The sequence below is a fragment of the Candidatus Kryptonium thompsonii genome (assembly GCF_001535985.1).
Classification (GTDB): Bacteria; Bacteroidota; Ignavibacteria; order Kryptoniales; family Kryptoniaceae; genus Kryptonium; species Kryptonium thompsonii.
Genome location: NZ_CZVS01000049.1, coordinates 1 through 15,421, shown reverse-complemented (window position 1 = coordinate 15,421; position 15,421 = coordinate 1). Strand labels below are relative to the sequence as shown.

The window sequence follows — 15,421 nt, the reverse complement described above, 5'->3', positions numbered from 1 at the left end:
AACGATAGTTGTGAAAATAACTTTTCACAAAAAATTAAAGAATTAAAAATTAAAACTAAAAATAAATTCCTTAACATTTTAACCCCTCTCCTATGATTTTAACTTAACGCAAAACATTTACAGTTGCTGTGAAATAAGTTTTTAGGCAATGAATTTTGTGTTTTTTGAAATAATTTTACAGCAAGAATTTCATTTTAATCCCTCACAGGTTCAATTCAAACCCGCCAGAGGGTAAAATATTGAGCGTTGAAGAGATGTTTCAATCCCTCACAGGTTCAATTCAAACGAGTTTTGCTATGGATACTGTCAGATTTCTTTATTATGTTTCAATCCCTCACAGGTTCAATTCAAACAAATAAAAAAACAAAAAAATCATGGAGGCTAAAATGAAGTTTCAATCCCTCACAGGTTCAATTCAAACGTGTTACTTTAAGCAAGGAGGAACGAATTGAAATACTGTTTCAATCCCTCACAGGTTCAATTCAAAAGAAGCTCGCTCGCAACCTTGAAGATGTTGTCGTATCGTTTCAATCCCTCACAGGTTCAATTCAAACCAGCCCATTCCATCTTGCTTTAACCGAAATTTCCCAGTTTCAATCCCTCACAGGTTCAATTCAAATAGAATGCCAGTGTCATTATCCCTGTTTAAATCAAAGTTTCAATCCCTCACAGGTTCAATTCAAATTGTTTGCCAATGCGATATTTAAGTTGCGACCACAGGTTTCAATCCCTCACAGGTTCAATTCAAAATTTTCAACGATTCAAATTAATTATCGCTTAACCTAGGTTTCAATCCCTCACAGGTTCAATTCAAACGGAGTATTGGTATTTCTATGTATCCCCGATTAGCCGGTTTCAATCCCTCACAGGTTCAATTCAAACGCAAATGAAAATAATCTTGTTGAAAGCTGTCTAAATCGTTTCAATCCCTCACAGGTTCAATTCAAACCACCATAAAATAAAACTTAAACCTACCAAGATTCAGACACTATAATATAATAAATTTTCCACCAAAAGTCAAGAGCCTAAATGTTAACCCATACCCCAAATTTTTCCGCCAACCTCCCTGACAAAATGTCTTAGTTTATGTCAGAGTGCGACTTTTTGATTGTAAATCAATAAATTATTCAAAAATCAATGTGCTAACTTCTTCACGCGATTCTCGGAAACGAAATAACGAATATAAAACAACCCCTCAACCCACAAAACAAAATTGAACACCTAACGCATCTCCCCCTAAATCTCAAATATCCCATACCCCAAAGATGTCTTCGCCCCAATCCCAAACTTCCCTAACGCCTCCTTTAATAACACCTCCGACTTCTGAAGTAAAGAACTATCCTGCGAAATCAAATAAAATTGAAAATGCGTCTTCTCAACAGTCAAAAATTTTATAGGATTTGGATTCTGCCAATCCGCCGGAGGTTGCTTCCCAGAATAATAATCAGGATAATGAGGGTTCATTATATCAATCTTCAAATTTATCGCGTCTTCCCGTAGTGGATATGCATCCATAAAAATAACCCTGCCCACCTTCCCTTGCGTCCCAAAGATTTCTATTAGATCGGAAAATTTTATACCTTCAACTTCAATATCCAAATTTTCGCCATTTTCCAAGGCATTTGATATCCTGTTTACATCTTGACCACTCCTATCAGCAAACTTCAACACCGCCCAATGCCTCGTCACCCCTTTGACCGCACTTCCCGGAATATACGGAATCCCATAAATATGATGTAAAGTCATCGACGTCTCCTCCGGATGCACTCCCCCAAGCCCAATTATAAGACGCCACTGACATAAAGCAGAAAAACCACGAGATATAAAACCAACATCCTCCAACGATTTAATAAAACTTTCTCTTCTCGAACTTAAAAGGGAAAAAATCTGTAACTTATTTTTAAAATTATCAAATTCTTTTATAACAAAATCTAAATGTTTACCCTTATTTTCACTCCTTTCACTAGAAATTTCAGGTATTAATCGAGAAAAAAGCAAATTTATGTTCTTCTCAAAATCACTCCCCTTTTTAAAAATTTCACTGTAAAGTATATATTTCGTATCAATTGGATTATAAAATCTATATTCTATCTCAGGTTTTTCACCCTTTATACTCTTCATTTTTCCAGTGCCTGCCTCCTTCTTAAAACCCTTGCTTTTCTTAGCGCTCATCCTTCACCCTCCTCCTCTGTTTCAATCAAACCCTCCGCAAACCTCTTCACCCAATTTAAAAATGCAAGTATCTCCTCTGTAGCATAACGATATTGGTAAGAATTAAGCGAAATAACCCATTCAACAAGTTCATTTATATCCTGTGGCCTCGGGATCCTCGCTGTTGAATCGCTTTTAAGATAATCTGTCATTTGCGAATATAAAACTTCGTAAGCATTTCCATTTTTTGCTTTCGACTTAACAAATGCAAGCGTTTGTCCAAGCCCATTGGAAAGAATCATCTGAGGAATTTTCCTTGCGTAAGCACGATAATTCTTACATAAAGTTTCATAAAAACTAAGCACTCTTTTTTCCTCATCACTAAGTTTACCTTTATCTAAAAATTGAGTTGGATTTTCCAAAAGTTCATTAATGCGCTGTTCGTTAATTTTCCCTTCTTTAATCTCCTTTTCTAAAGACTCTCTTACATTCTCCTTAAACTTCCTTATCGCTATACTTGCATAACTATTTTGATTTGTAGGTTTTAATTCAATTACTTCCTTTACACACCTATACGCAAACTCTGCCCTCCCCTTTTCAAGTTTTGTAATTAAACTCTCTTTGTCAGGCATATTTGCACCTCCCTATTAATTTTCAAAGGATTTTTAACCTTACAAAACCCTTCCCAATTGTTTGATTTCCCCCTATTTGAACTACCTCTGGAAGCCCATCTTTAAAAAACTTAGCAACAAGTTCTGCCTCCTTCTGCGAATCACCTACTTTAAATACCCCCTTCCCCTCATCTTCCACTACCCTCGGCTCCGTAAACATCACAAGTGAATATAAAATCGTATCCTGAGGCAAATACTCCTCCGTCCATAGCGCCCCCGACGCAACAGTGCCAGTTTTATCGTCAATCCTCGTCCTCGTGATTACCTCAGTGGAGGTCTTTACAAATTGCTTGAAATCATCATCACTTAAAATTACAAGGTCTTTCTTTAATTTTTCTTTCCAAAATTTATAAGAATTATCGGCTGGAAAAATTTTCTCAGCAAGCCATTGAGCAACCTGAGTTGCTTTTTCATTTTCAGTCACTTCAAAAGTAAACTCCTCAAGCACAATTTTTGAGTTAATCGCAAGATTTGTCTGTTGTGGTACTGTAAATTCACCAAAATTTCCAAAATTGTCAAAATTTATACCAGCCATACTGATCTCCTTCCCAAATCTTTCAAGAACCATCGGACAAGTTACCCACGCAAAAATACCCTTCAACGATTTAACAGGAAATAAAAGAATCCTCGCATCTGTAAAAGCAATAGCACTTGCATGCTCATCACCGTCTTCCGGACCAAAAACAAGTGATAAATAGTCTCGTTCTACTTCAGTATTATCTTTCCTATATTTTATTTTGTCCCTAGGTCTTATTTTATTACCATTAATATCTACCTCCTTATTTGCAGTCTCAAACGCCTCCTTTATACAACCCTTTAATCCCGAAGCCTCAATCTTGGGAAAATCCGTGTGCCTCTCCCTTTGAATGGGAAGATCCACAAGCCCCAATTCACTCCCACTTCCAGCATGAACAGGAGTCTCTGCAATTATGAACAATGGTTGTACTTTTCTAAACATGCTATCCCTCCTTTTGTATTTTATAAACTTCGTAATTTCCCAAATCTTTTATTTTCTGTAAATTTCTTTTAAAAGTTTCAATATACTCACTTTCAACATTATGCACATCACTTCCTATGCTGATCGCCCCAGCATAAATATCATACTCCACAGCGCCATATCGAGTCTTCCTTTCCTCTGCTTTATATAAAATCCTTACCTGTAAATTACTTTCCTTATGTTTAAAACATTTAAATCCTTGCAAATCCACATCCTCCAATCTATGGTCTAAATCAGGATCCTGTGGGTTTTGCTCTATTCTTCTCTTAAGCTCTAATAAGGATTTTTCCGCTATGTTCCTGAAATTTTGGTCCTTGCCAATATACTCCTTGAACAACCCAGATACATAAAAAACTCTAAACCCTCGCTTATACTTTTCCCACAAAACTATACCCAAATTGTTCAGAGAATATAAATTTTCAACCTTCTCCACCAAACTCAAAACATCTGCGTAATCTTCCTCGTTGATGCCCTTCAATTCACTAACCCCATCCCTCTCCAACTTGGTGAAAAATTCCTCATTTTTTTCAAATATCTCCCATTTAATATCTAATGGAATGTAAGGTATCTTTATCAAAGCATCAGTTTTTTCAAATATATAATAAACAGGACATTTATTCACCTGAGCAAGGATCGTAAGATACGGAATGGTCGCCTTGTACCCCCCAGTAATGTTAATAATCACATTATCCCAGTATTCATCCGCAATCCTATAAATTTCATTTATCAATTCACTCATACCAGTGTTAAACTCTTCTCTATCCTGAACCTGCAAACACTTAATAAGTCTCGTGTAAATTTTTTTACTATCAAATCCTAAATCCTGAAGAATTTCTTCTATCAACTGACTCGCAAGCTTGCTTAAAATTGTATCAGAATAAAGAAGATAAACTTCAAAATCATCATCTTTTAACTCCTCTTTTAACTTTAAAAGACTTTTCACCTCTGCCGACAAATTCGCCCTACCTTTATCTTTTCTTGAGCCAATCCATTCCTTAATCGCATCTCTAAGAGATTGAATCTTCCCCTTTTCTAAATCAAATTCTTTAGCTCTCTTTTCCTGCAGATCTTCAAAATAGCCCCTGGAAATTTTATCCTCACTTTCTTCTTCAAAATAATTCTCAAATATCGATGTCCCAACCATTGTAATTACCTTCTTCATGATACGCCCCCAATAAATGTTAAACCGTAACCTTCCTCTGGATATATATCCGAAATATTCTTAAAATGAAAGACATCCTTAACCTTTTGAACATCAGAATCATCAAGTATCTGAAAATAATATACACTCCCCGCGGGAACTGCCCTTCGCATAGGTTTTGGCTTATTTTCCGCCATATCCCATCCCCCAATCAATCTATATTTCCCAATCGCACAGGAAATCAATTTCAAGTTTATACCACAATAACTTCCTTCAAAAGAATTTTCATCGATCCACTTAGGTAAATACCCCTTTTCAAAAATTGCTGGGGTAGCAAGATAAACTTTAAATAACTTGTTGTTAAGATTTAAACTTGTATCCTCAATCTCTTGAAGTAAATCACTTTCCATTTTTTCTATCTTCGCAGTTTTCCCTTCTCCACCAATCTGAATTATACCCGATTCCGGAACATCTTCAACCCCCTCAATCCACACAGCAATCGACACATCACCTCTCAATTTTTCATCTTTCAACCTTATCATCGGCACATGATAAAGATGCCCCTTCACTGTAGTTTTTGTTACACGGTTTCTTGCAATTCCAATCTTCGACTCCACAATGTAAAGCTCATCTTTCTCCGTTAGCCTTAAACTTTTCCTCCCCGATAAATAATCACCTAAATAAATAGCAGTAATATAACCCTCAGCCTCTTCCATATGCCCCACACCCTTCCAAAGCAAAATTCCATCCATTTGATAATCTGAAATAAATATATCAGGCTTCTCAGAAAAAGTTAAAAACTCTAAAATATTATCTCTCTTGTTTTCTTTGTTCTTCAATAAATCCAACGGCGAAGGGAATAATAATTCCCCTTTTAACAGAATTGGACCTTTAATTTTAAGCGAACCTTTTATTTCCAAATTATTTGTTTTAGGCATTCCTAATTCTTCTTTGAACCTCCCTTCCTTGAAATCTTTCAAACTTCCCTTTGCAAATATCAACCAAGTTCTTATCGCACCATAAAGCGTCGATGGATTCGGCGGAAAAATTATCTCTGTCCAAGACTCCGCCCCCATTGTGAAAGGCATCCCACCTCTGAAAAACAAAGTATCATTTGGTGTAATCTTATACCACATACTACTCTCCCTTATTTAAAAAACTTGCAATTTCAAGTAAGTTGGTAAAATTGTCTAAATCTCTGCCGGATTTCAAGAAAAGTCTTTGAATATCTGTGTAAAAATCCTCAATAAACTTCTTTTTCTTGTCTTTATCATCCCTCCCGCTTCCTTTATAATTGTAAGCACGAGAAATTAACCTACGAAGCTCGTCGTTAAACACACCCTCAGATGACACCAAACGCCCCTTCTTATTCTTTAACCTTACAAATTCCCCTTTTAACTTTTGAATAAACCTATGAGAAACATATCTTTCATTCTCATCATTCATTGCATTCTTCGCCCTTTTTATCACATCAATGGTTTGCAGTATATCATTGGTTGAACTACATTTGTATCTCCAGCTGTACATCGCTATCCTCTCCTCCCCCGACTTCTTCATCAAAAGAATTGAAAAGGAATCTTTATCAGGATTATTTTTGGCTTTCCTTTTCATCTCAAAAACTCTACCTATCACTACCTTTAACGGCTCCTTGTAGTGTGCAATTACAACCCCCATAGATGCCGTCGCATTTTTACCCATCGTAAGGTAATAAACATCATCTTTTCCCACAAAACCTGTTTGATTTTCTCCCGACACTTTTATTTGTCCATTTTCAACCCTTACCTCACCAGAAAAAGCAAACCTTAACTTCTCCATAACATCAAGCAAATCCCTTAAATTAACAAAAGCCAATACATCATCACCACCAGCATATATAAGTTTCCCAAGATGCTCCTCCTCAACAATTTTCCTCACAAACTCTATCGAGTAATTCCTTAAAGCATTTGAAATAGAAGCATGTATCGCCGGCGTCAAAAGCTTCCTTGAAGATTTACCCTTCAACTGCTCCTTAAAATCTTCCGGTAACGCCCCCCACACCTCAGAATTATAAGCGTTTTCAATCTCAGGCAAAAGCTCACCCGAAAGCCACTTCCCCATGTTGTCTCCATCAAGATAAATTAAAGCATAATAAGGATTTGGCTTTCCTACTTTTTCAGTTAACTCTTTAAAACATTCTTTAATTTGCCTTATCTGCTCATCAGTCAAATCAACATCTAATTCTTCTTTTATTGCCCCCTTATCTAAATTCTCCTCAAAAAACAATTCCCCTTCTACAGTATCCTGTAAACTATCCTTCAATTTCGGAACTGGAGAAACAATAGGACACTCGTTACCTAATAAATCTCTTAACAATTTTTCATATTCTTCAAACTTTTCTTTAGCCTCCTTCAACGCCCTCTCCTTGAAATCCGCCACTGCAACCTCCGCCGTCGATGGAAATGTCAAAGCTTTAAATCTTTTACCAACCTTTTCTTCAGGATAAAGTTCTTCAAGATAAAGTTCAAACGTTCTTTTTATGAAGCACAACCCACACAAGCCTTCGCCGTCGGAAAAATACTTGTGATTCACCTTATCGGTTAAATCTATCGCTTCTGGATTATATCTTGTAAATTTTTTCTTGTTTTTCGTCTCCCAGAAAAATAAAACATTCCTCTCCCCACAGACAGAACATTTACGCCCTGTTTCCTCAAATTGTCTGAACCCCCTCAAATTTTTCCTTGCGCCCATCGATTTCTCAAGCGCAGTGTAAAGAAGCTGATAAAGTAAACCAATGTTCGGTGGATGCTCCCCTTTATCCTTTGCAAAACTCCAAAAATTATTCCATTTCGCTAATTCGTCACCGTAAAAATAATCTTTAAGATCATCAACCCCAATATTTGCCTCACCCTTCCTCCAAGAAATCGCAACCCAATATATCTGCGGAAAATCTATAAGCTGTTTCTCGATAGCCTCTTTTATCCTCTGCTCATTTAAATCTAACTTTTGCAAAATCCTATCCCGAATGCATGCAAGCTCTTCGAAGATATTTCGTTTTGCCCCTTCAGCTAACTCCTTTATTTTTTCACGATCTGATTCAGGGATTAAAGCAACAAATCTATTTGGAATTGTAGGAATATCTACGAATCTTAAATTCGAATTTTGAACATCAATTTTTTTCTCTCTCTCAAGAAACCAATCCATAAGAGGTTGCCTGAAAAGATCTGGATATATAATTGAGGTTGGACCATACCTATTTAATATCTCTTTCATGCCAATAAAAGTTAAATACGAAAGAATAAAACTTCCCATGAAAAAATCTTGCGTCTTCCTTGCCTGCGAAATAAAAGATTGAACAGGACCAATAGTAAAAAGAAATAGTGAATTGTTTTGCATTAATTCACTATCATACAAATATGCATTAACTGCAGACGAAACCTTCAAATGCTCCCATATTGAATGATCTGGCACCCTCGTGTCCGCTGGAAGAAGTGGTATATATCCGCACCAAGGCTTACCACTGGATCTCTCAATAAGCTTTTCAAGTAAATTTCTCCAGATATAAAGAAATTTACGCTCATCATCATAACCGCTTATTTCTTTTCCAATCTCCTCAAAAACCTCACCAACAACTGAGAAAACTTCAGATAAATCAATACCCGAAACATCTATCTTCCCCTCACTTAAAGGATGCCTGATCTGATTAAAATCCTGTGTAATACCCCTTGGAAGCAAACTCCGCTCCATACATGATGCAATGATATCAGGCCCCCTCACTTTATCTACATCGCTAACCCCTATTTTTTCAGCGTAATCTTTAGCCCTCGCAATATGAGTTTGAATACCAAAACATTTATCCACTGGATCATGAAGAAATACTTTTAACTTTTCCGCAAAATTACTCATAAGGTTAACTCCTTTGTGGGCTTTAAATAATCTCTAAAAGATGACAATATCTTAAAAGTGATTTTTTGAATTTCTTTCGCATTATCCCAATCATTACCAACTCTTTCCTCCCTTCCAATTAAATTAACTCCACCGGGATTCAGAAAAATGACAACAGGGAAGTAATTTTCTCCTTTCCCTTTAATCACCTTAAATATCACTGGCGAAGCCCATCTGTCTGAAAGCCGCTCATGCCTATTTTCATAGGGAACTAATCGTGTACTAAAGCGATTGTGCATAACAGGCATTCCAAATGCTGGAGTTTCAAAAATTTCTTCTTCCTTATTGTTTCTGAAGTTTTTGAATCTTTCACCTATGACATTGAGTGCATCCCGCCATGAGCGTAAAGGTTTAAATAGGAGAATCTTTCCATTTTTTAAAGTAGTATACTGTAAACTGCCTACATTAGCATTACATAACTGAATGACAATTTTTAAATTCTCTTTAAGCCAAATTTCCAATTCATCTACACTTGTTGCATTACAATAAAACTCTATACCCTTAATATTATTTGGTTCAGCACTTTCAACAGCAAGATTTCCACCTCCCCTTCTCGCCCTTGTTCCAAATCCACCTAAATAAATAGATGCCCACAACGCCGCGCTCGCTTTCCCAAAGGAATAATAATCAAATGAAACTATTTCAAGCGAAAAACTACTTTCGGGTTTATAATATTTCCTTATTATCGGCTCTCCCCTCGCCCTTAATGAGAATGTTGAGTAATACAGATATTTTAATCCGGGATCATCGTTGATTACTTCACGAACATCATTGCCTATGTCAATTGAGCCTGGCTTTACTATCACCCTCACCTTGCTTTTGCCCTCTCCTTCCCCAGTCCCTCCAAAAATTTCCGCTTCCTCTTTTCTCAACTTTCCAATATCATCATCCGCCTTTATTGCCCTCCACCACCACCTCATCATCCCCTTAAACTCTGAAGACCTTAACTCAGGAGTTTTACCATCAGCCCCCGCCATAAACATTGGTGTTATGGTTTTGCACTTTAACTTTAATTCCATTTTAAATCCACCTTAGTATTTTGGAGGCTCCTCTCTGTGCTAATTATATCAATAAATTAAATAAAAGTCAAGAGCTACACTCTCTGAAATTACCCGGCTTACAAAATTTCTTAAACTGACTTTACATGCACATTATCAAAAATTTTTCTGACCTTTTTACCCTTTTACTCACCATAACATTAAAAGCTTTCCACAAACTATATGCTTTAACCCCCCCTCACCAATTCAATTCACAAATTACCCTAATCTAATCCCTCACAGGTTCAATTCAAACAAAATGAGAGTAAAGTTGTTGTTTTTGTATATCATAGGTTTCAATCCCTCACAGGTTCGATTCAAACTTGTTAATGTAAGACTGAAGCAATTGAAATACTTAATGTTTCAATCCCTCACAGGTTCGATTCAAACGACATAATAATGCTAACCCAAAACCTTTCTAAAAACGTTTCAATCCCTCACAGGTTCGATTCAAACATAAGGATTTGTTTAAAATAAAACGGTGGTTAAAACAAGTTTCAATCCCTCACAGGTTCAATTCAAACTAAAAAATCAACCCGGTTCATAGCAACCGGGGAAAAATGTTTCAATCCCTCACAGGTTCGATTCAAACGATTAAATGACGCAGTCCAATTTTTCCCTATCAAGGGGTTTCAATCCCTCACAGGTTCGATTCAAACCCAAACATTTGCGTTCGGCGTCGGCGGAATAATGTGTGTTTCAATCCCTCACAGGTTCGATTCAAACTGAATAACAGAATCAAGATAAGAGTTAGCTACGAAGTTTCAATCCCTCACAGGTTCGATTCAAACGAAGTTAGGTGTGAAAAATGTGGCAGTGTAGAATATTGTTTCAATCCCTCACAGGTTCGATTCAAACATGAAAGTAATATAGATACCGCTTTGGCAAGATATAGTTTCAATCCCTCACAGGTTCGATTCAAACTGGTTAAAATGACAAAAGAACTGGCTCTTGAGGGTGTTTCAATCCCTCACAGGTTCGATTCAAACTTTAACAATGTTGTGAAGAAGAATGATTATTTATTTGGTTTCAATCCCTCACAGGTTCGATTCAAACATTTATTTCCAATGGTGTTGCATATAATTGCGAATTTAGTTTCAATCCCTCACAGGTTCGATTCAAACTAATTGGTGGAGCAGTAAAATATAAGAAAATCTAGTTTCAATCCCTCACAGGTTCGATTCAAACTCGATTTCGACAATGTCTCCCGGCACAAGGCTGTAGTGTTTCAATCCCTCACAGGTTCGATTCAAACACTATCGATTTCGCTTCCGTCAGAATCGCAAACCAACGTTTCAATCCCTCACAGGTTCGATTCAAACGAATTCGTCAGCTTGACGCCGATCCTGTTGTCCCAGTTTCAATCCCTCACAGGTTCGATTCAAACATAAGGATTTGTTTAAAATAAAACGGTGGTTAAAACAAGTTTCAATCCCTCACAGGTTCAATTCAAACTAAAAAATCAACCCGGTTCATAGCAACCGGGGAAAAATGTTTCAATCCCTCACAGGTTCGATTCAAACGTAGAAATAAGCGAAAATGAAGCGAAGAGAATTTTAGTTTCAATCCCTCACAGGTTCGATTCAAACCGAGCCTGTTGTCGTGAAGCTTCAGGCGGTATTTCACCGTTTCAATCCCTCACAGGTTCGATTCAAACTGAATTTGAGCGATAAGAATATATGGTATGCTCTTATGTTTCAATCCCTCACAGGTTCGATTCAAACCCTTCACCTCCGCATGTTGTTTTGGCTGTTCATATTGTTTCAATCCCTCACAGGTTCGATTCAAACTCAGGGGCGAGGAGTGGATCAAGGCGCTCGTTTATGCTGTTTCAATCCCTCACAGGTTCGATTCAAACTCTGGGATCCCGTCAGTCCCCTTCTTTGTCTCTCTTGTTTCAATCCCTCACAGGTTCGATTCAAACTTAAATTCAAAAACAAAACAATGGAGGAAAAAATGAGTTTCAATCCCTCACAGGTTCGATTCAAACAGATTTATGTTAAGGAATTTCCAGTGCTTGTTCTCATGTTTCAATCCCTCACAGGTTCGATTCAAACTTTTACAATTTAATCGCAATTATAGAACCCCTTTCAAGTTTCAATCCCTCACAGGTTCGATTCAAACTTTCCAAATCATAAATAAAATTGCATAAATTCAAACATGTTTCAATCCCTCACAGGTTCGATTCAAACAATAGAGAAAGGATATGAGTTATACGGAATTACAAAAGTTTCAATCCCTCACAGGTTCGATTCAAACGTGAAGCCGCCGAAAGAGAAAGGATGGGTATTGGTGCGTTTCAATCCCTCACAGGTTCGATTCAAACTGATAAAAAATTTGTCTGATAGAGTTGACAATATCGAAGTTTCAATCCCTCACAGGTTCGATTCAAACTTTAAAGGATAAAAAGTATTTTGAAAACTAAAAATGTTTCAATCCCTCACAGGTTCGATTCAAACAGGGAATTGCATGGGTGTTGGAATTGCGGATATACATAGTTTCAATCCCTCACAGGTTCGATTCAAACTCGGATGTTGTCATTTGCATTAGCGTATGTTAAATAGTTTCAATCCCTCACAGGTTCGATTCAAACTGAATTTGAGCGATAAGAATATATGGTATGCTCTTATGTTTCAATCCCTCACAGGTTCGATTCAAACAAATAATAAACTTGTTTGTTCAAGTTATATAGTTGTGTTTCAATCCCTCACAGGTTCGATTCAAACCAAGTCCAGCTAAATGAAACATATCTATCATTAATTGCGTTTCAATCCCTCACAGGTTCGATTCAAACAAATAACGGAAATAACCATAAAATTTAATTCATCTCTGTTTCAATCCCTCACAGGTTCGATTCAAACTGAACGGGATAAATGGGTTGGAATTGATAAAATTTATGTTTCAATCCCTCACAGGTTCGATTCAAACGTTGTAAACCCCCACAATTTGTTTGGGGAGAGAATGTTTCAATCCCTCACAGGTTCGATTCAAACACAGGTGGTATATTGACGGATATAAACCACCTTTTAAGTTTCAATCCCTCACAGGTTCGATTCAAACTGGGTCACTGTGATTGTGGAGAACGTGTTATGCATAAGTTTCAATCCCTCACAGGTTCGATTCAAACGATAATAAATTGAATCGTGAGTGTGCGAACTTAAAATGTTTCAATCCCTCACAGGTTCGATTCAAACATTAAAACAATAAGCATTACCGAGGCAATTAAAAGAAGTTTCAATCCCTCACAGGTTCGATTCAAACTTAAAAACAGTGTGATATAAATCACACTCCTGTTTTTGTTTCAATCCCTCACAGGTTCGATTCAAACTTTTGCGCGCCCCGGACGAGTTATTCGAATAGGGAGTTTCAATCCCTCACAGGTTCGATTCAAACGTGGCGTGTTGACGGATATAAACTCCCTTTTAACGAGTTTCAATCCCTCACAGGTTCGATTCAAACAATTACGCGCATGTTTTGGTTGAAATTATTAATATTAAGTTTCAATCCCTCACAGGTTCGATTCAAACAAAACAAAAAAAGTAATGGGGGTTAAAATGGACCTTGGTTTCAATCCCTCACAGGTTCGATTCAAACGTCCTAACGGTCACAACCTTTTCTAAATCTTCTTCGTTTCAATCCCTCACAGGTTCGATTCAAACATGGAAGCCCCAACGCACATTATTATATCTTTAATGGGTTTCAATCCCTCACAGGTTCGATTCAAACATAATTGTGTGTAAAATTTACAAATTCAAAAGTGATGTTTCAATCCCTCACAGGTTCGATTCAAACACTTGATTTTTAATTTTCTTGATTTTAAAATTGTATGGTTTCAATCCCTCACAGGTTCGATTCAAACAAAGGGGTATTTATGGTCGCAGAAGGGAATTAAAAGTTTCAATCCCTCACAGGTTCGATTCAAACACGCGCTACGAGTTCTTTTATAAATTAATGTCTCATTGTTTCAATCCCTCACAGGTTCGATTCAAACTTTAAAGGATAAAAAGTATTTTGAAAACTAAAAATGTTTCAATCCCTCACAGGTTCGATTCAAACAGGGAATTGCATGGGTGTTGGAATTGCGGATATACATAGTTTCAATCCCTCACAGGTTCGATTCAAACTCGGATGTTGTCATTTGCATTAGCGTATGTTAAATAGTTTCAATCCCTCACAGGTTCGATTCAAACTGAATTTGAGCGATAAGAATATATGGTATGCTCTTATGTTTCAATCCCTCACAGGTTCGATTCAAACGAAGCTACGGGCTGATGAAATGGGGAAAGAAGAGTTCAGTTTCAATCCCTCACAGGTTCGATTCAAACCGGGCGTAAGGATTGCAAGTGGAACGATATATTAGTTTCAATCCCTCACAGGTTCGATTCAAACTTATATCCAGAATTATAAAACTTGTCGCTCAACTTTCGTTTCAATCCCTCACAGGTTCGATTCAAACGTTAAGAAAACTCAAAGATTCACAGGGGCGCTATCTCGTTTCAATCCCTCACAGGTTCGATTCAAACTCCAATAGTTGATAAGTTAAATCATCAAGCAAATCTTGTTTCAATCCCTCACAGGTTCGATTCAAACAGATGAGGCGAAGGTTCAGGCGCTAAAGTTTCAGGAGTTTCAATCCCTCACAGGTTCGATTCAAACAATCACACTTTTATTTTTGCCTCTTGACAAATTGCGTGTTTCAATCCCTCACAGGTTCGATTCAAACTGCACAATACACTTTTTTATTTTGTTCCAAAAGAATTGTTTCAATCCCTCACAGGTTCGATTCAAACATAATCGTCTCGGTGACTTATTGTTTTTAAAAGGTTCGTTTCAATCCCTCACAGGTTCGATTCAAACGGGTCACTGTGATTGTGGAGAACGTGTTATGCATAAGTTTCAATCCCTCACAGGTTCGATTCAAACAAAGCTTGAACTTGAGAAAATTGGGGTTAATTTATAGTTTCAATCCCTCACAGGTTCGATTCAAACCAAGGTTCAGGCGCTAAAGTTTCAGGAAGATTTAAAGTTTCAATCCCTCACAGGTTCGATTCAAACATTACATCAGCTTTAAAAGTATAATCGCTTGCCTCCGTTTCAATCCCTCACAGGTTCGATTCAAACTAAGGCAATTAACCGATCAGATGATTGAAATTCAGGTTTCAATCCCTCACAGGTTCGATTCAAACTAAAAGAGTGACGGATGAGATGAAAGAGATTGCTGAAGTTTCAATCCCTCACAGGTTCGATTCAAACAAATTCTCCTTTCTTGCTCTTTCCGATTAACCAAAGTTTCAATCCCTCACAGGTTCGATTCAAACATTTGGTTTATTTTTGGTAAGCAGAGATTTAATTTTGTTTCAATCCCTCACAGGTTCGATTCAAACTCTTGACAAGCAAGATAAAATTTGTTATATTTGTAGGTTTCAATCCCTCACAGGTTCGATTCAAACTAAATATAATAACTTCAACGCAATTTGTCAAGAGAGTTTCAATCCCTCACAGG

Annotated in this window: 7 protein-coding genes and 2 CRISPR repeat arrays; all 7 genes read right to left on the bottom strand. The window is 37.1% G+C overall.

Translation table 11 applies throughout. From position 1 onward, the window contains the following. Positions 1-191 precede the first annotated feature (191 nt). Positions 192-948: direct repeats of the CRISPR family, unit length 29 nt; unit sequence GTTTCAATCCCTCACAGGTTCAATTCAAA. A gap of 288 nt (positions 949-1,236) precedes the next feature. Genes cmr6 through cmr1 form a run of 7 tightly spaced genes read right to left on the bottom strand, consistent with a single transcriptional unit; the run spans position 1,237 to position 9,900 of the window. Then, the gene (gene cmr6, locus AWW78_RS07520; RefSeq protein WP_075426195.1) at positions 1,237-2,172 is read right to left on the bottom strand and encodes a type III-B CRISPR module RAMP protein Cmr6; all 936 of its coding nucleotides are present in this window, start codon (positions 2,170-2,172) and stop codon (positions 1,237-1,239) included. After that, complete coding sequence (gene cmr5, locus AWW78_RS07515) at positions 2,169-2,783, bottom strand: type III-B CRISPR module-associated protein Cmr5 (protein WP_082357572.1); 615 nt, start codon at positions 2,781-2,783, stop codon at positions 2,169-2,171. Before cmr5 ends, cmr6 begins: the two co-directional genes overlap by 4 nt. A 22-nt stretch (positions 2,784-2,805) precedes the next feature. Continuing rightward, entirely contained in the window at positions 2,806-3,780 is a 975-nt protein-coding gene (cmr4, locus tag AWW78_RS07510; protein ID WP_047134759.1) for a type III-B CRISPR module RAMP protein Cmr4, read from the bottom strand. A 1-nt stretch (position 3,781) separates the two neighbouring features. Next, the gene (locus AWW78_RS07505; protein WP_047134758.1) at positions 3,782-4,981 is read right to left on the bottom strand and encodes a putative CRISPR-associated protein; all 1,200 of its coding nucleotides are present in this window, start codon (positions 4,979-4,981) and stop codon (positions 3,782-3,784) included. Continuing rightward, positions 4,978-6,096, bottom strand: coding sequence for a type III-B CRISPR module-associated protein Cmr3 (cmr3, locus tag AWW78_RS07500; RefSeq protein WP_047134757.1), 1,119 nt, complete (start codon positions 6,094-6,096; stop codon positions 4,978-4,980). Before cmr3 ends, AWW78_RS07505 begins: the two co-directional genes overlap by 4 nt. Position 6,097: 1 nt before the next feature. Then, positions 6,098-8,842, bottom strand: a complete 2,745-nt coding sequence (gene cas10, locus AWW78_RS07495; protein ID WP_047134756.1) for a type III-B CRISPR-associated protein Cas10/Cmr2 — start codon at positions 8,840-8,842, stop codon at positions 6,098-6,100. After that, positions 8,839-9,900, bottom strand: coding sequence for a type III-B CRISPR module RAMP protein Cmr1 (gene cmr1 / locus AWW78_RS07490; RefSeq protein ID WP_075426194.1), 1,062 nt, complete (start codon positions 9,898-9,900; stop codon positions 8,839-8,841). The genes cas10 and cmr1 overlap by 4 nt, the downstream gene beginning before the upstream one ends. A gap of 244 nt (positions 9,901-10,144) precedes the next feature. Further along, a CRISPR array of direct repeats spans positions 10,145-15,368; the repeat unit is 30 nt; unit sequence GTTTCAATCCCTCACAGGTTCGATTCAAAC. Positions 15,369-15,421 lie beyond the last annotated feature (53 nt).